The organism is Nocardia sp. NBC_01377 (assembly GCF_045040005.1).
Lineage (GTDB): Bacteria > Actinomycetota > Actinomycetes > Mycobacteriales > Mycobacteriaceae > Nocardia > Nocardia noduli.
The window spans coordinates 4,011,514-4,037,747 of sequence record NZ_CP109566.1 but is presented as its reverse complement, the minus strand read 5'-3'; the positions used below and the strand labels follow the sequence as shown (position 1 = coordinate 4,037,747).

General features: G+C 64.5%; 21 protein-coding genes, 1 tRNA gene and 3 pseudogenes. 11 read left to right on the top strand and 14 right to left on the bottom strand.

What is annotated here, in order from left to right:
- Positions 1-24: 24 nt before the first annotated feature.
- Positions 25-471 (bottom strand): hypothetical protein, encoded by a 447-nt coding sequence (locus OG225_RS18610; RefSeq protein WP_405182827.1) that lies wholly within the window; start codon positions 469-471, stop codon positions 25-27.
- A gap of 376 nt (positions 472-847) precedes the next feature.
- On the opposite strand from OG225_RS18610, the gene OG225_RS18605 reads away from it, so the two are divergent.
- From OG225_RS18605 to OG225_RS18595, 3 genes are all read left to right on the top strand, one after another.
- Positions 848-2,374, top strand: coding sequence for a sulfatase (locus OG225_RS18605; protein WP_405182826.1), 1,527 nt, complete (start codon positions 848-850; stop codon positions 2,372-2,374).
- An 81-nt stretch (positions 2,375-2,455) separates the two neighbouring features.
- Positions 2,456-2,794, top strand: a complete 339-nt coding sequence (locus OG225_RS18600; RefSeq protein WP_405182825.1) for a hypothetical protein — start codon at positions 2,456-2,458, stop codon at positions 2,792-2,794.
- A 1-nt stretch (position 2,795) separates the two neighbouring features.
- Positions 2,796-2,866: transfer RNA gene (locus OG225_RS18595), tRNA-Cys, on the top strand.
- Between the two features lie 293 nt (positions 2,867-3,159).
- Here OG225_RS18595 and OG225_RS18590 read toward each other — a convergent pair.
- From OG225_RS18590 to OG225_RS18570, 5 genes are all read right to left on the bottom strand, one after another.
- Entirely contained in the window at positions 3,160-3,498 is a 339-nt protein-coding gene (locus OG225_RS18590; RefSeq protein ID WP_405182824.1) for an Lsr2 family protein, read from the bottom strand.
- A 417-nt stretch (positions 3,499-3,915) separates the two neighbouring features.
- On the bottom strand, positions 3,916-4,911 hold the full coding sequence (locus tag OG225_RS18585) for a hypothetical protein (RefSeq protein ID WP_405182823.1): 996 nt from the start codon (positions 4,909-4,911) through the stop codon (positions 3,916-3,918).
- Positions 4,912-5,978: 1,067 nt separating this feature from the next.
- On the bottom strand, positions 5,979-7,616 hold the full coding sequence (locus tag OG225_RS18580) for a SulP family inorganic anion transporter (protein WP_405182822.1): 1,638 nt from the start codon (positions 7,614-7,616) through the stop codon (positions 5,979-5,981).
- A 2-nt stretch (positions 7,617-7,618) separates the two neighbouring features.
- A complete protein-coding gene (locus OG225_RS18575; protein WP_405182821.1) occupies positions 7,619-9,442 on the bottom strand; it encodes a phosphoenolpyruvate carboxykinase (GTP) in 1,824 nt (607 codons plus the stop codon).
- An 87-nt stretch (positions 9,443-9,529) separates the two neighbouring features.
- Positions 9,530-9,826: a metalloregulator ArsR/SmtB family transcription factor gene (locus OG225_RS18570; RefSeq protein ID WP_357785689.1), complete on the bottom strand. Its 297-nt coding sequence runs from the start codon at positions 9,824-9,826 to the stop codon at positions 9,530-9,532.
- Between the two features lie 101 nt (positions 9,827-9,927).
- Between OG225_RS18570 and OG225_RS18565 the strand changes: the two genes are divergently transcribed.
- Both OG225_RS18565 and OG225_RS18560 read left to right on the top strand, forming a co-directional pair.
- A complete protein-coding gene (locus OG225_RS18565; RefSeq protein WP_405182820.1) occupies positions 9,928-10,731 on the top strand; it encodes an alpha/beta fold hydrolase in 804 nt (267 codons plus the stop codon).
- A gap of 55 nt (positions 10,732-10,786) precedes the next feature.
- Positions 10,787-10,999 (top strand): annotated as a pseudogene (locus OG225_RS18560) (PhnA domain-containing protein); the annotation flags it as partial.
- Between the two features lie 28 nt (positions 11,000-11,027).
- Here OG225_RS18560 and OG225_RS18555 read toward each other — a convergent pair.
- On the bottom strand, positions 11,028-11,603 hold the full coding sequence (locus OG225_RS18555; protein ID WP_405182819.1) for a hypothetical protein: 576 nt from the start codon (positions 11,601-11,603) through the stop codon (positions 11,028-11,030).
- Positions 11,604-12,361: 758 nt separating this feature from the next.
- Here OG225_RS18555 and OG225_RS18550 point away from each other — a divergent pair.
- Positions 12,362-13,282: an alpha/beta hydrolase gene (locus OG225_RS18550; RefSeq protein ID WP_405182818.1), complete on the top strand. Its 921-nt coding sequence runs from the start codon at positions 12,362-12,364 to the stop codon at positions 13,280-13,282.
- A gap of 128 nt (positions 13,283-13,410) precedes the next feature.
- Here the strand turns inward: OG225_RS18550 and OG225_RS18545 are convergent, their stop codons facing one another.
- The 3 genes from OG225_RS18545 to OG225_RS18535 form a co-directional block, all read right to left on the bottom strand.
- Complete coding sequence (locus OG225_RS18545) at positions 13,411-14,334, bottom strand: universal stress protein (protein WP_405182817.1); 924 nt, start codon at positions 14,332-14,334, stop codon at positions 13,411-13,413.
- 36 nt (positions 14,335-14,370) lie between these two features.
- A complete protein-coding gene (locus tag OG225_RS18540; protein ID WP_405182816.1) occupies positions 14,371-15,027 on the bottom strand; it encodes an SRPBCC family protein in 657 nt (218 codons plus the stop codon).
- Between the two features lie 82 nt (positions 15,028-15,109).
- Entirely contained in the window at positions 15,110-15,346 is a 237-nt protein-coding gene (locus OG225_RS18535) for a hypothetical protein (RefSeq protein WP_405182815.1), read from the bottom strand.
- A 238-nt stretch (positions 15,347-15,584) separates the two neighbouring features.
- Here OG225_RS18535 and OG225_RS18530 point away from each other — a divergent pair, with 238 nt between their 5' ends.
- Positions 15,585-15,875 (top strand): magnesium transporter, encoded by a 291-nt coding sequence (locus tag OG225_RS18530; protein ID WP_405182814.1) that lies wholly within the window; start codon positions 15,585-15,587, stop codon positions 15,873-15,875.
- Between the two features lie 159 nt (positions 15,876-16,034).
- Here the strand turns inward: OG225_RS18530 and clpB are convergent, their stop codons facing one another.
- Positions 16,035-18,584, bottom strand: a complete 2,550-nt coding sequence (clpB, locus tag OG225_RS18525) for an ATP-dependent chaperone ClpB (protein ID WP_405182813.1) — start codon at positions 18,582-18,584, stop codon at positions 16,035-16,037.
- Between the two features lie 450 nt (positions 18,585-19,034).
- On the opposite strand from clpB, the pseudogene OG225_RS18520 reads away from it, so the two are divergent.
- Positions 19,035-20,153, top strand: a pseudogene (locus OG225_RS18520) (IS701 family transposase); the annotation flags it as partial.
- 22 nt (positions 20,154-20,175) lie between these two features.
- The gene (locus OG225_RS18515) at positions 20,176-20,340 is read left to right on the top strand and encodes a hypothetical protein (RefSeq protein ID WP_405178874.1); all 165 of its coding nucleotides are present in this window, start codon (positions 20,176-20,178) and stop codon (positions 20,338-20,340) included.
- A 355-nt stretch (positions 20,341-20,695) separates the two neighbouring features.
- Here the strand turns inward: OG225_RS18515 and OG225_RS18510 are convergent, their stop codons facing one another.
- Positions 20,696-21,181, bottom strand: coding sequence for a GNAT family N-acetyltransferase (locus OG225_RS18510; RefSeq protein WP_405182812.1), 486 nt, complete (start codon positions 21,179-21,181; stop codon positions 20,696-20,698).
- Positions 21,182-21,755: 574 nt separating this feature from the next.
- Positions 21,756-22,337 (bottom strand): annotated as a pseudogene (locus OG225_RS18505) (phosphoketolase); the annotation flags it as partial.
- A gap of 98 nt (positions 22,338-22,435) precedes the next feature.
- Between OG225_RS18505 and OG225_RS18500 the strand changes: the two are divergent.
- Together OG225_RS18500 and OG225_RS18495 are read left to right on the top strand one after the other, a co-directional pair.
- On the top strand, positions 22,436-23,137 hold the full coding sequence (locus OG225_RS18500) for a hypothetical protein (protein WP_405182811.1): 702 nt from the start codon (positions 22,436-22,438) through the stop codon (positions 23,135-23,137).
- A 307-nt stretch (positions 23,138-23,444) separates the two neighbouring features.
- Positions 23,445-24,425, top strand: a complete 981-nt coding sequence (locus tag OG225_RS18495; RefSeq protein WP_405182810.1) for a CHAD domain-containing protein — start codon at positions 23,445-23,447, stop codon at positions 24,423-24,425.
- Here OG225_RS18495 and OG225_RS18490 read toward each other — a convergent pair.
- Complete coding sequence (locus OG225_RS18490) at positions 24,422-26,170, bottom strand: GAF domain-containing protein (protein WP_405182809.1); 1,749 nt, start codon at positions 26,168-26,170, stop codon at positions 24,422-24,424. The two genes, OG225_RS18495 and OG225_RS18490, sit on opposite strands and share 4 nt — an antisense overlap.
- Positions 26,171-26,234 lie beyond the last annotated feature (64 nt).

The following is a 26,234-nucleotide window of genomic DNA, read 5'->3' as shown; positions in this document are numbered from 1 at the left end:
CCTGGATAAGCGCTGTGGTTGTGATCAGTGCAGGAACGGGTGCCCGGGCAGACCGGGCAGCCCCCAACCGAGCCCTGGCAACAATCCCAGACCGGGTGCGCCTCGATCTGCCGAACCGGTCCGGGGCACGAATACCCCCGGACCGGGAACGCCGATACCCGGTCCCGGGTCGGACACCGGCTCGGTCCTCGGCACGAACACTCCCGGACCGTCGACACCGATCCCGGGGCCGGGATCGGTGGGGCGGGATTGGAATACCCCCGGACCCGGCACGCCGATACCCAGGCCGGGATCGGTGTCCGGCCGCGGAATGACGACGCCCGGACCGGGAACGCCGATACCCGGTCCCGGGTCGACGGCGTTCGCGATGCCGGTACCGGCCGCGACGGGTATCGCGGCCAGTACACCGACCACCGCGATCTTCGCGGCCATCCGGCCGACCTTGCTGTTCGAATAACGATTCTCGGCCATGATTTCGCCTCTCGATAGATGCCCGGCATACTTCGTGGACGGCGTTGGGTCCGACCGTGCCGGGTGAAATCGACCGTATGGCGTTCATATTCGGGCGGCAATATCGTATGTGATTGTCTCACCGGGTTTTAATGTTGTCGATAGGCGCCTCGCTGGCGACCAGGTCATCCGTGTGTGCTCGAAATATTCTGTGTGCGTGTCACTTTCCGATCATCGATGGACGGACTGCCTGCGATCGTGAGGTCGTTCGCCGAAGATGAGGGTGCGATGAGACTTCGCTTTCCGAGCGGCGTACACATTTTCTACAGACTACTTTCGATATCGATGAGCACAATTTCTGTGTATCAATACTTCAAGTGTTCAGGTAGGAGTTTCGATGCGACGAGTTCGTCTGTTCCATCGGTCGATGGGGTCCCTCGCCGTCCTGTTGCTGTCGGCTGCGGCGGGATTGTCCACGGCGTCGGCTGTTCCCGAACGCCATGACGACCGCCCGAATATCGTCCTCATACTCGCCGACGACCTCGACGCGACCACCACGCCGGTGTGGCAGGCGATGCCGCGCACCTCAGCGTTGATCCGGGACCGCGGTGTCGATTTTTCCAACGGGTTCGCGCCTATGCCCATCTGTTGCGCGGCGCGTTCCTCGATCCTGACCGGGCAGTACGGACACAACACCGGAGTGCTGACCAATGGTGGCGAGGTAGGCGGGTTCGAGGCATTCCGCGACAACGGCAACGAATCCCACACGATCGCCACCTATCTGCACGAGGCCGGGTATCGCACCGGAATGGCAGGCAAGTACCTCAACGGCCTCGAACACGATCCCGATCACATCCCTGCGGGCTGGGACGACTGGAACGCCGGAATCGACAACTTCCTCTACAGCGGCTACAACTACACGCTCAACGAGAACGGCCGCCACGTGAAATACGGTGTCGCGCCGAAGGATTACGAAACCGACGTGATCGCGGACAAGTCGGAACGGTTCATCACCGACGCCGCGGCTTCCGGGCAGCCGTTCTTCTGGTACGCCGCGTCCACCTCACCGCACTTTCCGATACCGCCGGCACCGCGACACCTGGCCGAGACAACTCCGTCCGCGGCGCCGCGGACGCCGAACTACCAGGAGGCCGATGTCTCCGATAAACCGAGTTGGCTCGTCGACACCGCGACCGCCCGTGCGGCCACGATCGCGCTGACCAACGACGCGGACTACACCAATCGGCTCGGTGCGCTGAGGTCGTTGGACGAGATGGTGGCCGGAATAGTCGAAACCCTCGACCGCACCGGACAACTCGACAACACCTACCTGATCTTCACCTCCGACAACGGGTACAGTCTCGGCGCGCACCGGCTCACCCAGAAGATGGCACCCTACGAAGAGTCCATGCGCGTGCCCCTGGTGATCGCCGGACCGGGTATCACCCGCGCCGAAACCGATGCCATGGGATTGTCGATCGACCTCGCGCCGACAATTCTCGACTGGGCCGGTATCACCACTCCCGACCAGATGGACGGACGTTCCCTGCGCCGGGTGCTCGGCGGTGACACCGATGCGTGGCGTGTCGACTTCACCGCCGAGTACGGAGGTCCCGGCGGCGACGGACGCAACGGCATCGCCCAAGAACAGGTTCCCGGCACCGACACGCCGCGGATGTATGCCATGGATATGCCGTCCTGGATCGCGGTACGCACCGATAGGTACCTGTACGTGCGCTGGTACGAACGCGAACGTCCTCTCGCCGACCGCGAATACGAGCTCTACGACCTCACCATCGATCCCTACCAGCTGACCAACCTCATCAAAACCGCCGACGGCCGGGTCGAACACGCCACCGTGGTCGCCGAACTCGACGAACGCCTGTCCGAACTGAGCGTGTGTGCCGGGGCCGGATGCCGATAGTCCGCACCGCAGGCCGAACCCGTCGGGCCTCGGTAACAGGACCGGGTCTGTCGCCTCAGCCAGCGGTGTCCCGAACGAACGGTGGCCACGCCGACTACACCCCGGGGCATCACCGCCACGACCATCCTCGCTCACGGCGAGCCTGGCACCAGCCGCACGGTGCTACCGATTGCGCTAAATACATTCGACCGTAACTATTTCCGTACCATCACCATCACCATCACCATCACCATCACCATCACCATCACCATCACCATCACCATCACCATGGATCCGCGCGTCGCCCGAGCCCATCGGGAAAGATCGTGGGCCGGCGGCCGAGGATTACCGCGCCCGAGCCGAGCCCTCACCTGCCAGGTTCGGCAACTCCTCGTCAGAGGCTCCACAGATAGCTCTGTTACCCTGACCTTACACTTCTGATGGTGGGGTGGCCGAGAGGCGAGGCAGCGGTCTGCAAAACCGTCCACACGGGTTCGAGTCCCGTCTCCACCTCATTCGAACGGTTCGACCGATGACGCATGTCGGAGCAGTGTCACAATTCAGCTCAGCTATCCAACAGAGATGGAGTTGCTCTTTGGGCAATCGCACTCTCCATTCGCGGCGTTTGCCGGTGAACCCAATTTCTCTACGACAACGGGGACGGTGGCATTCACGTGCCATCCTGTCCATAGGAACAGCCTGCACAGGTGAAAGGGCCGATGCTCTCGCCGACTCTCTTATCGGAACGATACGGTCTTCTGAATGGTGGCCAAGGATTCGCCGCTCGGAATTCGCAGTGCCTCTGGTCAGCTCACGGCCGTGATGTAGGCGGAGACGATTTCTGTCGAGATTCGGCCTCGGTCCGAAACCCTGTGCCCGTTCTCGCGAGCCCATTTCCGCACAGCGGCGCTCTGCACCCGGTCATCGTTCGGCGAAGCGGCGCTGTTGGACTTGGCTTTTGGCACCCGGCCTACCTTGCGGGCGTGCGGGGTCCATTTTTCGAAGATGTCCCGCAACCGGCTGCCATTGAGTACCGATAGATCGATTTCGTAGGACGCGCCATCCAGCGAGAAGGCTAGTGTCTCGTGCGCCGAGGATCGACCGTCGTAGTCATCGACCATTGTAACAACGACTTTGCGGGCCATTCGAGAATGTCCTCCGTGTTCGACTCGGCGGGCTTGCGAACTTGCCATAGTAGCCGAGTAAAAGCAGATGCGGAAAGGAACGGTACATGCAGTGCTTCGGATCGAGGATGCGTTTTCGATTCAGTCGGTTATCTCCATATTACGCAATACTCACACTCGAGCAATTGTTTGCGTGAGCAAGAATGTGGCGTCGATCCCGCTGCATGTCTGCGAACCGCTTGTTGCCGCGGCATCATGGGGTAGGTGCAGAACCTGTCGAACTACCGATCGATAGGTTGACCTCGCGTTGCTCGACCGAATCGCCCCGTACGGTTCAATACGTTTCGGACAAAGGGCCTGTCCCAACCTCGATTTTGTCGTGACCCGCGAGGGGCTGCTCGCGATTCGAGGTCGGGCAGAGTCGAGGCGGAGCGGCCGTCATCGGCCGAGACAGCTGGCGAAGAAGTCGAGGACGGGGCGGTTGTACTCGTCCTGCCATAGATGATTCGCCAGACTGCGCCGCGCGCCGCGAAGCAGGAAGTCCGGTTCCCCGGGATAGCCGTGCGCGCGAAGCTGGCGAGCGACCTTCTCGGCGCACGATACATCGTTGATTCCGTCCATCTCGTGATGGAAGAGCCGGAAGGTCGGCTTCGACGGTTTCTGCCCGTCATCCCATACGGTCTCGTTCGGGTAGCTCTGCGAGAGGCACGAATTCCGCTCGGTGATCTGCTTACCGGTCTCGTTGTCATATCCCGCGCCCTCGACCTTGCGGCGTGGTGTCAGGCCCGGCTCGCAAATCCGATGCCAGCCGTAGGGGTCTCCGCTGGAGACCGGCGCGAAAGCGGTGACGAGGGCGTTGAAATGCGTGGCCGCCCGGACAGTCATGTACCCTCCGGAGGACAACCCGGTGAGGAAGATCGCACCCTCGCTGCCGGCAGGGCGCAACGGTGGAATGATCTGCTGTACAACCTGTTCGATGAACGGCAGATCCAGATTCGGGCGGTCCCGAACCTCGTCGTCCCAGACCTTGCCGCAGACCCGACCTTGGCTGTCGCTCACCTCGCTCGACGAGTTCAGCAGAAAGACCGCGAACCCTTCTTCGACGGCGAGTTCACTGAAACGCACTTGCGCCGCCGCCGACCCGAAATTCGACCCGCACCACTGGACATGTTCGCCACCGCCACCGTGCATGACGATGATCACGCCCTTGGGCCAGGACCGTGCGGGAGCCTTCCACAACACCTCGCGTGGCTTGCTCGATACGTCGACGACGACGGATCGCCATCGGTGGTCCACGCACCGACGTTCCTGGGACGTGGTGGCGCCCTGATCGGAACCGCGATCCTGCGCGACCACACCGGCAACCAGAACCGATCCCGCGGCAACAGCCGACAACAGCAAGGCGATCGCCAACCGGGACTTCGGATACTTCATCCTTCGGCACCCTCATCCAAGAAAATCGGATCCGACCGATCAGATCCAAGCATGCCACGAACGATCCCTGCGCACCTTGGCTGCCTGCGGCCGAGGCACCGCCCGGTCAGTCCTCTGCCGTGATCGCGGCGAGTAGTGCTTCGAGGTCGTCCATCGGGACGTCTCGGAGTCCGGGGCCTCGGCGAGGACCGAATCGATTCCCTCTTCGGTGCAGCGGTCGAGGCCGCCGACCGACGACTCACGGCCGGTAGAGCTCCTTGTCGATCCGCGCCCGACCCGAACGCCTGGCATAGGCCAGGAACACCCCGCGTTGAGAATTTTCCACACGCCCGTGGCACACCAGAGCCAGTATTCGTGCGCTCCACTGGTGGCAGCAACCCCGTCGGATATGCCCGCGCTGACCGCCGCGGATCCGCCCGATAGGACAGCCCCGCCACGCCGAGATATCTTCGGCTGCACCATTACCAACATATGCGACAAACTGCACAGTATCAACTATGTTGCAGCACAACGAGATACCACTGTCGTGTTACAGCAGTGGTTCCTCACGGTGTCGATGACGCCGAAGCATCGGTCAACTACCTACTGGGCCTTGGAGCGCAACGTGAGCTGCGAGCTGTCCTCAGATCAGTGACAGGTAGCAGCGACGTCAACCGTACCCGGGTTTGCGCGTGCCCTTCACGCGTGCCCAAGGCGTGATCCAGCCGTTATTGAAACGTGGGAACTTTTCACCTGTTCGAGGGCAGAGAGGGGGCGAGTGGCAACGGCCGATAAGGTTCGCGGAGGGCGGTATCCGTCGAGGTTCCGAGTAAAGGGACACCGCCCGGTGACATCACAACAGCCACCAACTCAGGAGTCGGATCCGCGTGCGCGCTGGCGGTACTTCCCGCAGAGCCGCGCGAATGATCGACGCGTAACCGGTCGCCTCCGCCACAAGCTACACACCCGAGACCGGATAAGGCCATAGCGCTGCCGCCCGCTACGGCGGCTGAAGCGCTCTCCAAAGCCGTAAGGATCCTCGATGGGAGGGCGCGGGCAGTGCTGGCAGTTCGCCGGAAGTCCCGATTTCAGTGAGCTCGGCGAGTAGTGGGGAGGAACCGGCGGGCGTAGGTGATGGCCGCGCCGGTGTCGGGGAACACCGCGTCGTCACCGCCCGCTGGGAGCGCGCTCATCGCGGCCAGGCGCTGGCGGTGGTCCTCGCGCAGGCCGGACATGAGCACTGTGATGTGGCGGTGCTGCAACTTGGTGATGGCATCCTCGAGGACCCGTGCGCCGGTGGTGTCGAGGGCGGTGACACGTGACATCCTCAAGATCACCACCTTCACGTCGGCGACGTCGGCCAATTCCAGCAGGAAGCGGTGGGCGGCGGCGAAGAAAAGGGGGCCGTCGATGCGGTAGGCGACGATGTGATCGCGCAGCAGTTCGTGTTCCTCACCCAGGTGGTCGGTCTCGTCGAGCGGCACCTGATGCAGGTTCGCCTCCCGGGCGATCGCGCGCACCGCCAAGACCAGCGCGAACCCGATGCCGATCACCACTGCGGTGACCAGGTCCAACGCGACGGTAACGACGAAGGTGACCGCCATGACGATCGCGTCGCCCCGTGAAGCGCGGGCGATCGCGGCGAGTGAGGCCGCCTCCACCATCCGCACTGTCGTCGCCAGCAGAACACCGGCCAGCGCCGCGATCGGGATAGCGGCGACCAGTCCGGCGGCCAGGTAGACGATGCCCGCCAGGATCACCGCATGGGTGAGCGCCGCCAGCCGGGTGCGCGCACCTGAGCGCACATTGACCGCGGTGCGGGCGATCGCGCCGGTCGCGGGCACTCCGCCGAACAGCGGCACTGCGATATTGGCGAGGCCCTGCCCGAACAGTTCCCGGTCGGGGTTGTGGCTGGTGCCGACGGCCATGGCGTCGGCGGCGGTGGCCGACAGCAGCGATTCGAGTGCTGCCAGCGCGGCGACGGCGAGCGCGGGCAAGAGCAGGGCGGTCAGGTCATCGAGTCGCAGGAAGCCGAGCGAGGGTGCGGGCAGACCGGCCGGGATCGTCCCGATGCGCGCGAGCGGCAAGTCGAAGATGCTCGCGACCGCCGTCGCCACCGTCACAGCGACGAGCGCGAACGGTAGTTTGGGCAGGTATCGCCCGCCGACCAGGATCACCACGGCCACGACGAGCGCCGTGACCGGTGCGGTCGCGTGTGGATCGTCGGCGAACTTGCGGACCGCGTCGAACGCGGACTGCCAGACCTTCTCGCCCTCGGCTCCGGACACCCCCAGCGCACCCGGAAACTGTTGCAGGGCAATCACGACCGCGATGCCCGCGGTGAATCCCTCGATCACCGGGGCCGGCATGAACCGTATGGCTCGGCCGACTTTGGCGAACGCCAGCGCGACCAACAGCACCCCGGCCAGCAAGCCGACGGTCAGGACCCCGGACGCGCCGTGTTCGGCCACGATCGGCACCAGTACCACGGTCATCGCGCCGGTCGGCCCCGAGACCTGAAAACGTGAGCCGCCGAATACCGCGGCCAACGCACCGGCGATGACCGCCGTCGCCAGACCGGCGGCGGCACCGAGCCCGGAACTGATGCCGAATCCCAACGCCAGCGGCAATGCCACCAGCGCCACGACCAGCCCCGACAACAGATCCGTGCCCGGCGCCCGGAAAGCGGGCTTCCACTCCGACCAGGTCGGCAGCAGGGCCCGCATGGTCAGCGGTTGCCGAACAGGCGCAACTTCAGTGCGGCGAGTTGCTCACGCAGCTCCTCCGGTAGCCGATTGCCACCGATGCGGGCGAACCATTCGTCGATGGACTGGGTTTCGGCGACCCATTCTGCGGTGTCGACGGTCAGTGCCTGCTCGACCAGTGCGCGATCGGCGTCGTCGAGGCCGGTCAGGTCGATCGCGTCGGCGGTGGGGACATAGCCGATCGGTGTCCACTCGCCGTCGGCGGTGCCGTCGAGGCGTTGCAGCGCCCACTTCAGCACGCGCACGTTGTCACCGAAGCCGGGCCACAGGAAGGTGCCGTCGGCGTCGCGGCGGAACCAGTTGACCTGGAATATCTTCGGCAACTTCGTGGGGTCTGCCTGCGCGCCGAGCCACAGCCAGTGCGCGAAGTAGTCGCCCACGTGGTACCCGAGGAACGGCAGCATGGCCATCGGATCACGGCGGACGACGCCGACCGTGCCGGTCGCCGCGGCGGTGGTCTCCGAGGACAGCACCGACGCGGTGAACACCCCGTGTGCCCAGTCGAATGTCTCGGTCACCAGCGGCACCGTGCTTGCCCGGCGGCCACCGAAGAAGATCGCCGAGATCGGTACCCCGGTCGGGTCGTTCCACTCCGGCGCGACCGAGGGGCACTGCTCGATCGGCGTGCAGTAGCGCGCATTCGGGTGTGCGGCAGGGGTGCCCGATTCGGGTGTCCAGTCGTTGCCGTGCCAATCGGTGAGGTGCGCGGGCGGCTCCTTCGTCAGGCTCTCCCACCACACATCGCCGTCGTCGGTGAACGCGGTGTTGGTGAAGATCGAGTTGCCACGGTCTATGGTGGCGATCGCGTTGGGATTGGTGCGCGCATTGGTGCCCGGCGCGACACCGAAGAACCCGGCCTCCGGGTTCACCGCGTAGAGCCTGCCGTCGGCACCGAAACGCATCCAGGCGATGTCGTCGCCGATGGTCTCGGCCTGCCAGCCCGGCAGCGCGGGCTCGAGCATCGCCAGATTGGTCTTGCCGCACGAGGACGGGAACGCGGCCGCCACATAGTGCGTCTTGCCTTGCGGCGAGATGAGTTTCAGAATCAGCATGTGCTCGGCCAGCCACCCCTCGTCGCGGCCGAGTACCGAGGCGATCCGCAGCGCGAAGCACTTCTTGCCGAGCAGGGCATTGCCGCCGTAGCCGGAGCCGTAACTCCAGATTGCGGGCGACTCGGGGAAGTGCGCGATGTACTTGGTGCGGTCACACGGCCACGGCACGTCGGCCTGGCCCACGCCCAATGGTGCGCCGACCGAATGCAGGCACTGCACGAATTCGGTGGTGCCCGTGAGCTTTTCCCAGACGGGTGCACCGGAACGGGTCATGATCCGCATCGAAACCGCCACATACGGCGAATCGGTGATCTGCACACCGAACTTCGGCTCGGCGGCATCGAGCGGGCCCATGCAGAAGCCGATCACGTACATCGTGCGGCCGACCATCGCGCCGCGGAAGTGCTCGGTCAGCACCGTGCGCATGTCGAGCGGGTCGACCCAGTTGTTGGTCGGGCCCGCGTCGGCGGGGTCCTCGGAGCAGATGAACGTGCGGTCTTCGACCCTGGCGACGTCGTCGGGGGCCGAGACGCACCAGAAGGAGTTCGGTTTGCCGGTGACCCGGACGAAGGTGCCCTTCTCGACGAGTTCGTCGGTGAGGCGGTCCCATTCCGCGCGTGACCCGTCGCACCAGATGACGCGGTCGGGGGCGGTGAGTTCGGCGATCTCCTCGACCCAGGCGAGGATGGCCGGGTGGTCGGTGAGGACTGTCGTCGGTGCGGAGCTCGTGATCACGGGCGCTCTCCTTCTCACCTTGTTAGGTGTCTAATTTAGAAAGTATGCAACTAGTGGGCATTGGAGATTCGGGGCTGTTCGGTGGGGTCAGGCGGGGTCTAGTAGCTCGGCTTGTCCTGCGACGACGCCGGTGAGAATCGCGCGGGCCACGATCAGAAGCTCCTTCACCTGTGGCGAGGTGAGTTCGTAGGTCACCGACAGGCCTTCGCGCCGCGCCGTGACCAGGCCGGCCCGGCGCAGGATCGCCAGCTGCTGAGACAGGTTCGCCGCCTCCACGCCGACCTCGGGCAGCATCTCCGAGACCGCGTATTCGCGCTCGCTGAGCAGCTCCAGCACCCGGATGCGGATCGGATGGCCGAGGGTTTTGAAGAAGTCGGCCTTCATCTGGTATAACGGCCTGCTCAGTCCTGGCACCGTGGCGAACCCCTTCCTGCTGTGGCGGTAAGCTATTTTCTAACTTTAGCAAACAGGATAACAGGAGAGATATGCCCCTCGCCTCGCTCAATGGCATCCAGCTCAATTACGACGTCACTGGTTCGGGACCACTGGTCCTGCTCGTGATGGGTAGCGGCAGTCCCGGCCGTATCTGGCGCACCTATCAGGTGCCCGCCCTGGTCAAGGCGGGGTTCAAAGTCGTCACGGTCGACAACCGCGGGATCTCGCCGTCCTCGGAATCGGCGGCGGGCATCACCATGACCGACCTCGTCGGCGATACCGCCGCCCTGATCGAACGCCTGGGCGCGCCCGCCCACGTGGTCGGCACGTCGATGGGCTCGCGGGTGGTCGCCGAACTGGCGCTGGCCCGCCCCGAATTGCTGGGCAAGGCCATCATGTTCGCCGCCACCGCGCGTCCGGACCCGATGTCTAGCACACTCAATCGAGGCGAACAGGCGTTGTTCGACAAGGGAATCCAGCTGCCGCCGGAGTACTCGGCCGCGATCAAGGCGATACTCAACCTGTCACCGCACACCCTGGCCGACCCGGCCAAGGCGCAGGAATGGCTCGACATCTTCGAATTCACCTCGGGCAAAGGTACTCCGGGCACCCGCGCCCAGCTCGGGATGGACCGTTCGCAGGACCGGCGCGAGGCCTACCGCCGGATCACGGTGCCCAGCCTGGTCATCGGGTTCGGCGACGACCGGATGGTGCCGCCGCGGTTCTGCCGCGAGGTCGCCGAGGCTATCCCGAACGCCCGTTACGCCGAGATCGAGCGTTGCGGACACTACGGTTATCTCGAGCGGCCGGACGAAGTCAACCGCATCCTTGTCGAATTCCTCTCCGCCGCTTGATCGTCGACCCACTCGAAGGATTCCCACGAGCGACTCGCTGCCGCTCTGTCCCGACACGGTCGTCAAGTCGCTCCGAGTGAAAGGCAGCCCCGCCGGCATCGAGGCGGGCGGCAAGGTGCGCGATATCCGCCTGGTGAACGGGGTGGGCGATCACGACATCGACCACTCCGATTGCGACACACCCTGTCCACACACCGGCCGTGACAGGCCGCGACGATACCGCCCCCGCCGTCGAGTTCGATCGCGCCGTCGGCACGGTGTGTCGTGAGGACCACCATCAGTTGCGGGATCCCACCTCACTTCCTATCCGGCAGGTATGAGTTCCAGTCGATGCGGGCGAGCATCACGACAGCAGCGATCAGGACGATCTGAATTGTGATTCCGTAGGGCGAAGTAACTGAAGCAATAAGCGTCGCACCGAGATTTCGCTCGGCGACGCCTGCTGCGGCCATGTATACGGAGAAGCTGACCAGTCTTCCCAGCACGTGCGCAACTGTTATCGGAACAAGGCGAACGCCCATCAGTCCGGCCGCTTCGAACATCTGCGCGGACGGCAGGGGGGAGAGCAGGAACAACCCAAGCCCGGCGGACGAGCGTCCGCGATGACCTGTCAGATAGTTGTTCGCGGCTTGCAGACTGGCTTTGCGGTGCGGCCCCAGATGGTCGCGGACGCGGTTGGTCGCGACGGCGAGAAGATATCGACCAGCGCCCGAACTCAGGGCGCCGAGGATGACGAGCGCGATCGGGTCGAGGTGCCAGTTCAATCGGAACAACACAAGGACCAACGAGTTCGGTGGACCGAATGCAGGCAACAGATTGACCGCGAACATCACAGCGACCACGACCACGAAGGGCAGCAGAGTCGTGTTCACCGCAGGTGGGTACATGTCGGAGTGGCAATGAGCTCGATGAGCTGCGCGAATGAGGAGTTGGACGGGGGCCTTCCGCAGGATTCGGTCTCGGTCTGTTCGGCTCCTCGGATGTCGGGATGGAGCTGACCGGGATCGGGCATGCTCACTCGATTACGCCAGGTGAGTTCAATCGCTCGAGCTGCGAAACAATCGCCTGCGATGAATGGCGCGGACCGAGAGTCGGGCGCGCCGGGGAAGCCTCGGATGGACGTGCGGTGCTGCGCAGGGCGCGGTACCACGGTGTCCGGGTAGGTCGATGTCGCCGAGTTCGGACGGCAATTGCGGGTAGACCCGTGTAGGGCATAGTGGTATCTCCCTTTTCGGCTGGTGATAGACCTCTACGGTGCGCTCTCGACCCGCCGCCCGCCTACGGGAATTGGTTGGTGGCCGAAAGGTCGAAGGCCCCTGGCCGGTTCTGGGGTGCGACCAATGGTGCGTTTACCGAATGTGCCTGGTGCAGTTGTGGATCCGATCGAGATTGCAGACTGCGCTCCGGGAACAACTCGGGTGATCGTGCGCATCCCGCCGAGGGGGCCGCACCCGAAGATGCCTATTGTCGTCCATACCTGGTGCGGGCTATTTCGCTGCCACTCGCAATAGTCCAGGTTGCTCGGAGGACGGCGTCGACTGTTCGATAAGTACCGTATGGCGGGGTAGGGCACACGACGCAACCGTCACCGTGCCGAACCGGTTCCCGGTCACGGACTACAGGAGCTGCCATGTCCGAACGTCATGATCCGTCGACGCCGATCGCCGACGGTTGCGCTGTCGCTCGTCGGGACGACCACGTTGATATGCCGGTTCGCACGCTCGATCGAACACTGCCGAGAAGGTGGGGCGGCGCGATCCCCATTCGCGACTACCACCCCGCACAATCCCGGGAGGGCTCGCCGGCGGTGCTGTGGCTCCATGGAGGCGGATTCGTCTCCGGAAACCTGGAACAGTCGGAATCCCATTCGGTCGCGTTGGGCATCGCCTCGTCTGGGCGCCGGGTGCGCACCGTGGACTACCGGCTCGCGCCCCGATTCCCGTGGGGGCATTCGTCGACCGCCAACCCCTCGCTGAATCACTACCCCGCTGGGCTGGACGACGTGGTCGACGCAGGTCGCTCTCTGGCGCAGGAAGGCGGCCGGATCGTGCTCGGGGGTGCCAGCGCCGGCGCCTGCCTGGCTGTCACCGCCGCGCAGCGGCTGCCTGACCCGGCCGGGTTGCTGCTCTGCTACGGCGTCTACCACGCCGAGCTGCCGCCGCTATCGGAATCGGTGCGCGCCAGCGTACGTGGGCTCGCCGGATACCGGCAGTTGACTCCGCCCGCCGTTCATCGGATGAGCCTCAACTATGTCGGGGACGAGAGTCTGCTGAGCAGTGGTGCTTTTCCCGGGGGTGGCGAGCTGACCGGCCTGCCGCCTGCTCTGCTGCTCGACGCCGATCACGATACTTTGCGTGCCTCGGGTGAGGCCTTCGCCGCCGAACTCGCCGCCGCCGGCGTCCCGATGACGTACTCCGTGGTGCCACATACCTGGCACGGATACCTGAATCGCCGTCACCTGAACGGATTCCGCTACGCCATGGCCGCAATTCGAGGCTGGTTGGACGAGTTGGACGGAGAACTGGTCACCCGCCCGCTCGAACCATCCTGAGGCCGCTGTCGAACCCGCGGGAACCCGCAGGAATCGCCGGGTTCGCCGTGACCTCGACGTGGGATTCGCCAGGGCGGGGTCAGCCTCGCGCGGTCGGGCAGTTTGCTCCGTTCGTGGCGGTCAGCGGTTCATGCTCGCCGTTCATGGGTGATCAGCACGGGGCAGTGCGCGTGCTGGACCAGAAAGTTGCTGGTGGATCCGAACAACAGACCTGCGAACCCGCCGCGGCCGCGGCTGCCGACCACTATCAGTTGTGCTCTGATCGACCAGCGGGTCAGCTGCTCGGTAGGCCCGGCCAGATAAACCTTGCGGGTGACGGCGACATCGGGGTACTTCTCCTGCCACCCGGCCAGGCGTTCGGCGAGGATCGCGGACTCCGCGGTCTCCAGTTGGTTCGCGTCGATGGACAGGGCCTTCTTGCCCGCGAACTCACCGGCATCCCAATCGCTCCAGGAGTGCACGGCGACCAATTCTGTTCGGCGTTCGGAGGCCTCCGAGAATGCCGCCGCGATGGCGGCTTCGCTCGAGGGGCTCCCGTCGATGCCGACCACGACGGGGCCGTCGCGGCGAACACCCTGGTCGGTGCCCGAAGCACGGACGACCACGGTCGGACCGTGACCGTGGCTGGTTACCGCGAGCAGCGTCGAGCCGAGGTGCGCGAAGGTCCCTGTGTCGACTGTGACGCCCAGGACCACCATCCAGGCAGTTTTCGAATAGTCGATCAGCAGACGAGTGGGTGAGTCGTCGGAGATCTCGGTTTCTATTTCCAGCTCGGGGGCGATTTCGCGCGCCGATACCGCCGCTTTGTCGAGGACCGCCCTCGCATGCTCGCGGACCGCGTCGATGATCGCGGGTGTGATGACGTCGTGGCTTTCCACCGAGGAACTCAGCGTCAGGAGATCGATACCGTGCACGATCCGCAAGGGGCGACGGCGCTGTGCCGCAGTCTCGGCGGCCCAGCGAACAGCCAGATCGCTGCCGCGAGAGCCGTTTACGCCGACCACCACTGATCCCTGCTCGTGTTGTGGTGGGGTGTCGGGATGGTGGTCCATGGTGAGTACCTTTCAAGAGTGCGGGAATCGAAGGAATCAGATCCGGGCCAGCGGTGCGGCCGGTAAAGCCGTGCTCTTCTGTTCGGCGCGTCGTGCGATGCCCAACAACATCTTTCGCTCCATGACCCAGCTCCCCGGTTCCATGATCACGCGATTCAACAGTCGGACGGGCGCGGAGGCGGTGGGTGTCACGATGCGATTGCGGCTGATCAACCGGGTGCCGCTGACGCCGGGGTACAGCCCGAATGCCCAGATCCAGTTTCCGTCGGTCGAGCGGAACACGAGGGTGCGTTCGGGCTCCAGTTCGGTGACGCGCATTGTCGGCCCGCTGGTCCCCAGGCTGAGTGTGTCTCCGACGGCGAGGTCTTGGAATTGGGGCAGAATTTCATCGGCGCTGTGCATGTCGAGTCCGAGCAGGTTTTCGATCCAGTCATAGGTGTAGGCGCCGCCACGGCCGGGCCCCATTTGTACGAGCCAAGGCCATATCGCGGAGGGCGGGGCCTGGACGGTGACGGCCCTGGTAGCGACGATGTCGGGTATGGGGAGCAAGTCGTCGCCGGGCATCGTCCGTGTCGCTTCGTCGGGCGTGGTGCCCCAGTTGAGGCATCGGTCGCGAAGCAGTACCTGGTAGCCCACTGCCAAACCAGCGAGGTAGGTGCCGAGGCCGATCGCGCATGCCGTGGTTTTCTTCATACCGATACGGTCCGTCCGACTGTCGATATCAAGGAAGGGCACTTGGGCCGTAGTGGCGTTGACCATGGTCGTCGCTGCTCGATCAGCGACGGCGGCGCTTGCGGACTGCGACGCCCCAGCACAGGAGCCGCGATGCCGCCGCGAGGTAGAGGATGAGGACCACATACAGCAACGGCCCGTAGTCCGCCGACCACCCGGAGATCCTGCTGCTGATGACCAAGGGGGTGAAGAGCATCGTCAGGGCGAGAAGGATCGCAGGCACGCCCAGCGGTGCCGCAGGATCATCTGCCTGGGGAGCGAGGCGTCTGGTCTGCGTCATGTTCGAAGTGTGTCGGACCCCACGGCTTCGCACGTAGAGGACTCCGACCTCGGAAACAGGGTCCAAGGCCGGTGACTATGAGTGCCGCAGCTGACCTGAGCTGCCTGTCTACCGCCGCGTACCGATTCGAGACGCGAGATCGGGGCAGAGGCTGTCGTGGTGATACGGTGAAACCGCGCTACCGTTCGCCGGTGAGTGACCCCGCCTCCCATGGCTCCTGGTCGGCTTGATCGGATCCATGTTGGCCGCAGGACTGGTGGACGCCTTCCAAAGCCAACTGGAGCGCCAAGTCCTCCTCGGCTTCTTCATACCCGCGATCGTCTACTTGGCGGACGCGGTGGGCACCCAGACAGAGGCGCTCGTCATCCGCGGCCTGTCGGTGGGGGTCGGTATCAAACGAATTCTCTGGCGCGAGACGGTCACCGGACTCCTCATCGGCGCGCTCGTCGCCGTCGCCGCCTATCCGATCACCCTGCTGTTCTGGCACGATGCCGCTGTCTCGGTCTCGATCTTCGTCTACTTGACGTGAACGCGGTTGTTGTCGGTTGACCGGGGGTGCATCGCCGAGCGTCCACGCTGCGCTGCGGACCTTTCAGCGCATCCGTGTTTCGAACATTCGCAGTGCTGTCGATGGCGACCGGCGTGAAAGTGCTGTTCGCCATCGACGGGCAGGTGCCGCACGGTCGGCTCATGTGCTGACAGTGAGCGAATCGCCGTCCTCGTTCACCTTCACGGTGTCGCCGTCGATGATCTTTCCGGCCAGTAGTGCTTTGGCGAGGGTGTCGCCGATGGACTGCTGGATCAGTCTGCGTAGCGGTCTGGCGCCGTAGGCCGGGTCGTAGCCCCGCACCGCGAGCCAGGATCTGGCCGAATCGCCGACGTCGAGGGTGAGCCTGCGTTGGGCGAGCCGTTTCTGGAGTTGGGCGAGTTGGATGTCGACGATGTGTTGGAGTTGTTCCTCGTCGAGCGCGTGGAACATGACCACGTCGTCGAGCCGGTTGAGGAATTCCGGTTTGAACGCCGAGCGCACCGCGTTCATGACGAATTCCTGGTCGCCGCCGGCACCCAGGTTCGAGGTCAGGATGAGGATGGCGTTGCGGAAATCGACCGTCCGCCCCTGACCGTCGGTGAGGCGGCCTTCGTCGAGGACGGCGAGCAGGATGTCGAAGACATCGGGATGGGCCTTCTCGATCTCGTCGAAGAGCACCACCGAGTACGGCCGCCGCCGCACCGCTTCGGTGAGTTGACCGCCCTGGTCGTAGCCGATATACCCGGGGGGCGCGCCGACCAGGCGGGCCACCGCGTGCTTCTCGCTGTACTCGCTCATATCGATGCGGACCATGGCGCGTTCGTCGTCGAACAGGAAGTCCGCCAGGGCCTTGGCCAGTTCCGTCTTACCGACGCCGGTCGGGCCGACGAACATGAACGAGCCGGTCGGACGGTTCGGGTCGGCGACCCCGGCGCGCGCTCTGCGCACCGCGTCGGAGACAGCTGTGACGGCCTCCATTTGACCGACGACCCGCTGACCCAGTTCCTGCTCCATGCGCAGCAGTTTCCGGGTCTCGCCCTCGAGCAGCCGCCCGACCGGGACGCCGGTCCACGCGGAGACCACCTCGGCGATATCGTCGGGGCCGACCTCCTCCTTGAGCATGACCGAACCGTCGGCGGCCGATTTGGAGACCTGCTCGGCCTGTGCCAGATTCTTCTCCAGTGCCGGGATCCGGCCGTAACGCAATTCCGCGGCCCGGCCGAGATCACCGTCGCGTTCGGCCCGCTCGGATTCCCCGCGCAGCGATTCCAGTTCCTCCTTCAGGACGCGGACCCCGTCGATGGCGTTCTTCTCGTTCTGCCACCTGGTCGTGAGCTGGTTCAGTTTCTCCCTGTCGTCGGCGAGTTCCTGGCGCAGTTTCTCCAGCCGCGCCTTGGACGCCTCGTCGGTCTCCTTGCTCAGCGCGACCTCTTCGATCTCGAGCCTGCGCACCGCGCGCTCGACCTCGTCGATCTCGACGGGACGGGAGTCGATCTCCATGCGCAGCCGCGACGCCGATTCGTCGACCAGGTCGATCGCCTTGTCCGGCAGGAACCGGGAGGTGATGTAGCGATCCGACAACGCCGCCGCCGCGACCAACGCCGAATCGGTGATGCGCACACCGTGGTGCACCTCGTAGCGTTCCTTGATGCCGCGCAGGATGGCGATGGTGTCGGCCACCGAGGGCTCACCGACGAGCACCTGCTGGAAACGGCGTTCCAGGGCGGCGTCCTTCTCGATGAACTTGCGGTATTCCTCGAGGGTGGTCGCGCCGACCAGGCGCAACTCACCCCTGGCCAGCATCGGCTTGATCATGTTGCCCGCGTCCATCGCCGATTCACCGGTCGCGCCCGCGCCGACGATGGTGTGCAGCTCATCGATGAAGGTGATGACCTGTCCCGCGCTGTTCTTGATGTCCTCGAGCACGGCCTTGAGCCGCTCCTCGAACTCACCGCGATATTTCGCGCCCGCCACCATGGCGGCCAGGTCGAGGGAGACCACGGATTTGCCGCGCAGCGACTCCGGCACGTCACCGGCGATGATGCGCTGGGCCAAACCCTCCACGATCGCGGTCTTGCCGACACCGGGTTCACCGATCAACACCGGATTGTTCTTGGTCCGACGGCTCAGCACCTGCACCACGCGGCGGATCTCGGTGTCGCGCCCGATCACCGGATCGAGTTCGCCCGCCCGCGCCGCCTCGGTCAGATCGGTGGAGTACTTCTCCAGCGCCTGATAGCTGCCCTCGGGATCGGGGCTGGTGACCCTGGCGCTACCGCGCACGGTGGTGAACGCCTCACGCAGCCCGTCGGGGGTCGCGCCGTACTTCGTCAACAGCATGGTCACGTCCGAATCGCCCTGCGCCAATCCGACCAGGACGTGTTCGGTGGAGACGTATTCGTCACCGAGTTCGGTCGCCAAACGCTGAGCGGCGGTGATCGCCGCCAGCGCCTCGCGTCCGAGCTGCGGGGTCGTGGTCGCGCCGGTGGCGCGCGGCAGCCGGTCGACGATCTCTTGTGCCTCGCGTCGTACCGTCGCCGGATCGGTTCCGACAGCCTTCAGCAAAGGAGCGGCGATACCGTCGGTTTGATCCAGCAACGCCACCAGCAAGTGCGCCGGACGAATCTCCGGATTACCCGCGGCCGAGGCCGACTGCAGTGCGGCGGTCAGCGCCGCCTGGGTCTTGGTGGTGGGATTGAACGAGTCCACGAGCACCTTCCTACCTAGTTGATATACCTATTCGTACTGGGCTGTCTCCGGCTCGTCGAAGAGCATTCAGTCAGCAAAAGCAGAGACCAATGCCACCGCTGACGACCTTCCGGCCTGAAAATGCCTTGTGCACTGGAGTGAAGACCAATGGAGTTGAGTCCATTGCGCTCAACTCTATTGGTTCGTGCCGATGTCCACGGTTGGTGTCGCCGCGCGTAGGCCACTTTCGTGCCCGGCGATAGTAGTTTGGTGCGGCAACCGCGAAATCGCGTGGTGCAGAATTAGTTCGGTCTCGAGGCTGTGACGAGTCGGCGCGCCGACAGGTACCTCGATCGAAGGTGGTTCGGCGAAAGTGGACTGCTCGATTCAACAAGCGGGAACGCGAGAGGTCCCCTTCTGGATTAGTACTGCAACGGCACTCGGTTGAGTGTGTGCTGGTAGATCTGGCATGTGGTGTTGGATCGTGTTGTGGCCGAGTTGGATTCGTTGATGTCTCGGATAGGTTCCCGGTTCGCGCGGTCCGAGCCGCGGCAGCGGGCGCGGGAGTACGTGTCGGGCCTGCTGGCCGGTTTGGAACGCAAGAACGGGTGGACTCTGGCCGAACGCGCTGGTGAGGGGTGCCCGGACGGGATGCAGCGGCTGCTGCGCAAAGCCGATTGGGATGTCGAGGGGGTGCGTGACGATGTGCGGGACTACGTGGTCGAACACCTCGGCGACCCTGACGCTGTGCTGGCCGGTGACGAGACCGGGTTCTTGAAGAAGGGCACCAAATCTGCTGGGGTGCAACGCCAATACTCGGGCACAGCCGGGCGTACGGAGAACTGTCAGATCGGGGTGTTCCTGGCGTACGCGTCGAAGCAGGGGCACGCGCTGATCGATCGGGAACTCTATGTTCCCGAGTCGTGGACCAGCGATCGCGAGCGTTGCCGCGACGCTGGGATTCCCGACGAGGTCGAGTTCGCCACCAAACCCCGGCTGATGATCGCCATGCTCGAACGCGCGTTGGCCGCGAAGGTGCCGTTCGGGTGGTTCACCGCCGATGAGGCCTACGGGCAGGCCGGTTACCTACGGGACTGGTGCGAAGACCACGACGTGTTCTACGTGATGGCCACCCGCTGCGACCACCAGATGGCCACCCGCGCCGACCGTGTCGCGCGCGCCGATGATCTGGTCGCCGAGTTCGGCGGCCGCACCTGGCAGCGGCTCTCGGTCGGCGCCGGCGCGCACGGACCGCGCGAATACGACTGGGCGCGCCGCCAAATCGAGGGCACCTGGGCCGCCGGGCGAGGACACTGGCTGCTGGCGCGACGTTCGCTCACACCCAACAGCAGAGGCGAACTCGAGATCGCCTACTACATCTGTTACGGCCCCGCCACCGCCCGGCTGGTCGATCTGGCCTGGACGGCCGGGTCACGCTGGCATGTGGAAGAGGCGTTCCAGCAGGCCAAAGGGGAAGCCGGACTCGATCACTACCAAGTCCGCAGCTGGCGGGCCTGGCACGCCCACATCACCCTGTCGATGCTCGCCCTGGCATGGCTCGCCGCGTCGAAAACCCTTGCTGCAAAGGGGAACCAGTGACCTCGACGAGGGCATGATCGCTCTCACGCTACCGGAGATCCGCCGCCTGCTCATCGCGTTCGTCCTCACCCCACGCCATGCCGCCGATCACATCTGGTCATGGTCGACCTGGCGACGACGACGCCAGCACCAAGCCCGCCTCAGCCACTACCGGCGACGCGGACATCCACTTACCTGAGCGCCGAGTGCCGTTGCAGTATTAGCCGGTGAGCAGGCGCGCCTTGCGCTTTTGCGGACACTCGTCCGCTACGCCGAAAGTGCCCCGATGTTCGAGTCACTCGAATCGTGAATGAGAACGCCCCCCCGGAGGGCTTGTGCGCCGCGAGTCCGACCGTGCCCAGCTACCTGTGGTTGATCGCCGCGGGCGCGGAGGCTTCGCTGCTGTGACGCTCGGCTCGGTCGGTCCGAACGCGCTCCAAGCCCCCATGCTGCCGATCATTATCGCCCTACCGGAGCTGTGATGCTCCGCTGTCCACGGCTCTCCGGATCCGTCGCGTTGACCAGGTTCTCGAAGGATGCTCGGTAGCGTGGCTTCAGAGCTGCACACCGACCCGGGCCATGTCGTTGTGTTTATGTGCCACAACAGGATAACCAGTCTCGATGAACCAGCGCATCATCGCGGAGTTGGTCGGTGCCACGTCGAGGACGAAGCGCTGCATGCCGCGCTCACGAGCTAACCGAGTCAGCCGGGCCATGAGTTCTGCGGCCACCCTGTCCTGGTGAGCTTGCATGGTGACCAGCGCGACCTCCGCAGTGGAGGTTGCCCGTCCTGGGAAGAAACTTGCGACCCCGACGAGGCGGTCACCGATGAACGCTCCGACAGCACCACATGACGGATCACCTCTCCCAACGGCGGCTGCGACCGTCTTCAATTCCTTTCCATCTTGTGTCGCTGAACAAAAGACACCGGCTACCGAAGGGATCCGGTCGTCGAGATCGAGAATCGCGTCGGTGTGCTCTACGTCGAGTAGGTGTACTACTACAGCCTTGTCGGCGTCGATACTGTCGATGGTGGTCACGTTGATCTCCTTCGTCCGGTCCGGGGTGCCCGGCAGCAGCTCGTCAGTTGGCACGGTCCTCACCGAGGCCTGACGTCGGCACACGGATGATTCTTCGCGGCGCCGAAAAGCAAGAAGGTATTGTCCCCGGGCTGGGCGCGCGCCGACCAAGCTGTTACAGCCTAGGTCGATACCTACGGGGGTACTCGGTACAGCAGGTGAAGAATCCGACAACAACTGCTCGCGATCGCTTCAACTGCAAAGCTGTTGATACGCAGCATAGTTGGACGGTGCGGGTTCCGGTGGTGTCGGCAGCGAAACAGTCGTGTCCACAATCGGGCAACGTGGCGGTCGCCGGCGGCCTCGCCACAACCGGCACCCCGCCATATCGACGAGGTCCGATGTTCGTCGCTGATTCCTACAGGTCATGGGTACGGGAAAGGTGACCCACGTCGAGCCGTCTCTTCGTACGCCACAAACTCGGCGACTCCGAGGAGCTGTCACCGACGAAGCGCTACGGTGACGATGCTGGATCGTTGCGGGCGATCGTGGTGGATTTCGTCCAAGTTCCCGGAGCATCCTGCCTGCTATGCGCTCACAATGCGGGGTCGGGCCAGCGCCACTGCGAGACCACAGGGATGTCCGCGCCGTGTTCGCGAGTCCACGCCCTGGCCTTCCAGCGCGCGTCGACCATTTCCTGGCGCAGTCCCGCTGCCTTCTCCCGCAGGCCGGGAACGCGATCGACGACATCCATGACCAAGTGGTAGCGGTCCAGGTCGTTGAGCATCACCATGTCGAAAGGTGTTGTGGTGGTGCCCTTCTCCTTGTATCCGCGCACGTGCATCTCGGAGTGGTTGGTACGGCGGTAGGTGAGCCGGTGGATCAGCCACGGGTACCCGTGGAACGCGAAGATCACCGGGCGGTTCGTGGTGAAGAGTGTGTCGAATTCACTGTCGGGCAGGCCGTGCGGATGTTCGTCGGCGGGCAGCAGCCGCATCAGGTCGACCACGTTGACCACGCGAACACGCAGATCGGGCAGGCGATCCCGCAGGATCGCGGCAGCGGCGAGAGTTTCCAGCGTCGGCACGTCACCCGCGCAGGCGAGCACGACATCGGGGCTGGTGCCGAGGTCGTCGTTGTGGCGTGACCGCAGGCAGTGGTCGTAGGTCGACAGCAGCGCAACCGGTCGGCCGACCATGGGGTGACGTTTCACAAGACGTTCGATGATGTGCTGGATCTGCACCTTTTCATCGATTCGCATGAGTCGATCATCGATTGCATCGGGTGCTGAACGAAGAGGCCTTCAGCCCCGGATTCGCTGACTTCCGGCTTCTGCTGTGGACGATGGCACGGGATACGCTCCCAGTAGGTCCGCGGTCGGTCGTACACCGACGGAAAGCGTTCAGAATCCACTCGGCGTGCGTGCGCCGACGAGATGGCGACAGCGGTGGCGTCCTGATCCAGTTCCGGTGGTGGACAACGTCCGCATCCAAGGAGTACATCATGTGGGGATATGACAGCTACCTGCGGTGGCTGTACCGCGGCGGTAGGCCCAACCTGTTCGCTCGGATCCAGAATCGTTTGTCGGCAAGGCTTTTCGCGGTGGGAGTCGCGCCGCGGCGGGTCGCAGCTCTAGGAGTGCGCGGGCGACGCACCGGTCGTGTGATCTGGTTCCCTGTCGTTATCGCGGAGTTCGACGGTCATGACTACCTCGTTTCGATGCTGGGAAACAACGCGAACTGGGTGCGCAATGTCGCCGCGGCCGATGGCCGTGCCGTGCTGCGTCACGGCACCGAAGACCCGGTCCACCTCGTGGAGGTCGAACCCGATCGGCGTGCACCTGTTCTGCGCAAGTACTTGAAGGTTGCGCCCGGCGCGCGTCCTCATATCCCGGTCGACAGGAACTCCCCTTCGGCCGACTTCGAGCGGATCGCCGCTAACTATCCGGTGTTTCGAATCGACCAGCACAGAGATTGAGCGACTCGCTGTTCCGGCTCCGCACACGAGGCAGGTCGGCGTGAACCGCGAGATCGGGCATCGGTCACGTCGCACGGGCACTCGTGCGCCGCAGTGGTGGCGATCTGCTACATATTCGACATATGTCAATAAAGTTCGCGTGGTTGATTCCATGCCCAAGGCGTGATCGATCGCCGGAGCCAGGGTCCTGGCCGGGCAGATGTACCGGCCGGAGGACTCGCGGTTCTGCGACCAACGGCCCTGTCGGGACAGGTTGTTCCTGCGCAAGTGTGGAGCAAACGACCGAAATTCCACGTGAGGTGGCACCATGACGCGCGAACAGACCCTGAACACGGATTCATCAACAGCCGGCGCCTTCGACATCGATTCGGTGAGGATGTCCAACGCCGCGGTGTTGGCGGATTACCTGTGCGCACAGCGCGACATCATCGTCGAGGGGGAGATCGCCGCGCGTAGTGGAGATGCCGAGGCGATTCCAGCGATCATCGTCGCGGCGCGGCGGGCCCGCAGTGCGGTTGCCGCTCATCGCGCCGCGCGCGATCATCACCGCGAACTACGTCGATTGATCGAGGATCTGCGCTGGTTCGGGCTCGCACTCGGTGCGGCACACGATCTGGATGTCCAGGCCGTGCGCCTGCGGTCGAGCGCCGGAGCGTTGCGCGCTCGGTATCTTCGCGGTCCGGTGCGCGAGCGAGTCGAACAGTATTTCGACTACAACATCGAACAGGCAAGGAACGAGGGCCGGGCCTTGTTGGGCTCGAGACGCTACCTCGCCGTTCTGACCGACCTCGACTCGCAGATCGATGAACTACGCGGCGGCACGGCCGGATGGGCGTCCGTGGATCGCCCCGACGTGCTACTCGCCGATCTCGTCGAACGTGTGCAGGACCGGATGCGGGCCGTGGCGCTGGCGCTGGGCGAGGATTCGCGCGACGCCACCGTCCATTCCGTCCGCAAAGCCGTCAGAAGGTTGCGGTATTACATCGAGTCGATCGGTCCGTGCGAGCCGGAACGAGAGCGAGCGATGGCTGCATTGGAGTCGCTGCAAGACGCGCTCGGCGAGCATCACGACGCAGTGGTCGCCAAGCGGCACCTGTTGCAGATCAGCCGGGACGCAGAGAAGGCCGAGGAGCCCAGTTTCACCTACGGTCTGCTCTACCAACGTGAGTTGGACGTGACCGATCGGCTGTTGGGAGTACTCCCGCAGGCGTGTGATGGGGCGGTGCGAGCCGTGCGTCTCCTTGCCGCTGCCGAGCAGTCCGGCGACGGGGGCACCTCGAACGGTTAGGGCAGGGGAGCAGACCAGCGCAGGATCGTGCCTCCGCCAGGGTTCGGAGCGATGCTGAAGGTGCCTCCCTCGTTCTCCGCGCGGGTAGCAAGATTGGCCAGGCCGCTCCTTCGGGTATCGCTCTCGCTGATCCCCTTGCCGTTGTCGGTGATCTCTATGGTGACGTCGTCGCGGATACGCAATTCCACCGACAGGGTGGTCGCGCGCGCGTGACGGACCACATTGCACACGGCTTCGCGCAGGACAGCCTCGACGTCGTCGGACAACGGGGGTTCCAGAACGGTGACGGGTCCGGCCAGTCGAATGGTGGTGCGCAGACCGGAATCAGCGGTCGTGTCGACGATGATGCCGTGTAGGTGTTTGCGATAGCTCGACGAGTCGGCCGCGTTGTTGCTGTGCAGGTCGAAGATCGAATGTCGGATGTCCTGGACGATTGTCTGGACGTCTTCGATCGTCGCTGTGAGCCGGGACTTGACCTCCGGAGATTTTATTCGCTGGGCGGTGCCCTGCAGGGACAAGCCGACGCTGAACAGTCGCTGGATGACGTGATCGTGCAGATCACGCGCGATACGGTCACGGTCGGACAGGACATCCAGTTCGCGCACGCGAGCCTGTGTGTCAGCCAGGCGGAGGGCGAGTGCGGCCTGATCCGCGATAACGCCGATCATCTGCTGTGCGGCGGCGTCCAGCGGCTGCGCGCCCACGGGACGCAGCGCGGTGAGCACGCCGATGACCGAGTTCCCCGCTCGTAACGGCAGGATCAGCGCGGGACCGTATTCGTCTGTGTCGTCGCCGAACGGGTTGTAGGCCAACTTCTCGACCGAAACCATTCGCCCCGTCTTGAAAACATCGCCGGAATGTGACTTGTCCACGGGGATACGCTGAGTGACCAGGGTGTCCGATCGAGCGCCCGCCGCGGCGACCACGATGAGTTCCGCGGTCTCCTCGGCGGGCACGTCGGCGTCTTCGGGTCTGGCGACGAACGCGACGGCGGAATCGGTGAGTTCCAGCGTGCGCTCGACGATGACCTCGAGGACTTCGGTGGACTCACCGTTGCCGAGTAGTTCGGTGGCGACGTCCCTGGTCGCTTCCAGCCAACGCTGCCGTACCCGGCTCAGTTCATACAGTCGGGCGTTCTCGATCGCGATACCCGCGGCGGCGGCCAGCGCTTGGACGACGACCTCGTCGTCATCGGTGAATTCCAGACCGCCGGCTTTCTCGGTGAGGTAGAGATTGCCGAAAACCTCGTCCCGGACCTGGACAGGCACTCCGAGGAAGGTGTGCATCGGAGGATGGTGCGCGGGGAAACCGACCGAGGAGGGATGGTCGGACAGGTTGGCCAAGCGGATGGGCTCGGGGTGTTCGATCAGAACGCCGAGAACGCCGTGTCCGCGCGGCAGGTCGCCGATGGTGACCCGTGTGCGGTCATCGATGCCCTCGTATACGAATTCGGCGAGCTGTTTACCGTCGCTGTCGCGGACGCCGAGTGCGCCGTAGCCCGCGTCGACAAGTTCGATGGCAGAGTGCACGATGGCGCGCAGGGTGTTGTCGAGATCCAGTCCGGCGGTCACCACCAGCATGGCTTCGATCAGTCGATCCATCCGGTCGCGAACATCGACGATCTGGGCGATCCTGTCTTGCACTTCGAGAAGTAACTCGTGGAGTCGCAGTTGCGACAGTGTCTCGGTGACAGCGATCCGGCCATTCGATCTCGAACCAGACCGCTGGGCCCCAGTGTCCGGCATGACACCACTATAGGGCGAGGAGACAGGGGCGCGATATAGCCCGCCGTCGGATCGCTGGTCGGTG

What these genes read in the sequence shown, in the direction of transcription:
- OG225_RS18610 (WP_405182827.1), bottom strand. Translation starts at nt 471, where the DNA reads ATGGCCGAGAATCGTTATTCGAACAGCAAGGTCGGCCGGATGGCCGCG.
- OG225_RS18605 (WP_405182826.1), top strand. Translation starts at nt 848, where the DNA reads ATGCGACGAGTTCGTCTGTTCCATCGGTCGATGGGGTCCCTCGCCGTC.
- OG225_RS18590 (WP_405182824.1), bottom strand. Translation starts at nt 3,498, where the DNA reads ATGGCCCGCAAAGTCGTTGTTACAATGGTCGATGACTACGACGGTCGA.
- OG225_RS18585 (WP_405182823.1), bottom strand. Translation starts at nt 4,911, where the DNA reads ATGAAGTATCCGAAGTCCCGGTTGGCGATCGCCTTGCTGTTGTCGGCT.
- OG225_RS18580 (WP_405182822.1), bottom strand. Translation starts at nt 7,616, where the DNA reads ATGCGGGCCCTGCTGCCGACCTGGTCGGAGTGGAAGCCCGCTTTCCGG.
- OG225_RS18570 (WP_357785689.1), bottom strand. Translation starts at nt 9,826, where the DNA reads ATGAAGGCCGACTTCTTCAAAACCCTCGGCCATCCGATCCGCATCCGG.
- OG225_RS18565 (WP_405182820.1), top strand. Translation starts at nt 9,928, where the DNA reads ATGCCCCTCGCCTCGCTCAATGGCATCCAGCTCAATTACGACGTCACT.
- OG225_RS18550 (WP_405182818.1), top strand. Translation starts at nt 12,362, where the DNA reads ATGTCCGAACGTCATGATCCGTCGACGCCGATCGCCGACGGTTGCGCT.
- OG225_RS18545 (WP_405182817.1), bottom strand. Translation starts at nt 14,334, where the DNA reads ATGGACCACCATCCCGACACCCCACCACAACACGAGCAGGGATCAGTG.
- OG225_RS18540 (WP_405182816.1), bottom strand. Translation starts at nt 15,027, where the DNA reads ATGAAGAAAACCACGGCATGCGCGATCGGCCTCGGCACCTACCTCGCT.
- OG225_RS18535 (WP_405182815.1), bottom strand. Translation starts at nt 15,346, where the DNA reads ATGACGCAGACCAGACGCCTCGCTCCCCAGGCAGATGATCCTGCGGCA.
- OG225_RS18530 (WP_405182814.1), top strand. Translation starts at nt 15,585, where the DNA reads ATGTTGGCCGCAGGACTGGTGGACGCCTTCCAAAGCCAACTGGAGCGC.
- OG225_RS18515 (WP_405178874.1), top strand. Translation starts at nt 20,176, where the DNA reads ATGATCGCTCTCACGCTACCGGAGATCCGCCGCCTGCTCATCGCGTTC.
- OG225_RS18495 (WP_405182810.1), top strand. Translation starts at nt 23,445, where the DNA reads ATGACGCGCGAACAGACCCTGAACACGGATTCATCAACAGCCGGCGCC.
- OG225_RS18490 (WP_405182809.1), bottom strand. Translation starts at nt 26,170, where the DNA reads ATGCCGGACACTGGGGCCCAGCGGTCTGGTTCGAGATCGAATGGCCGG.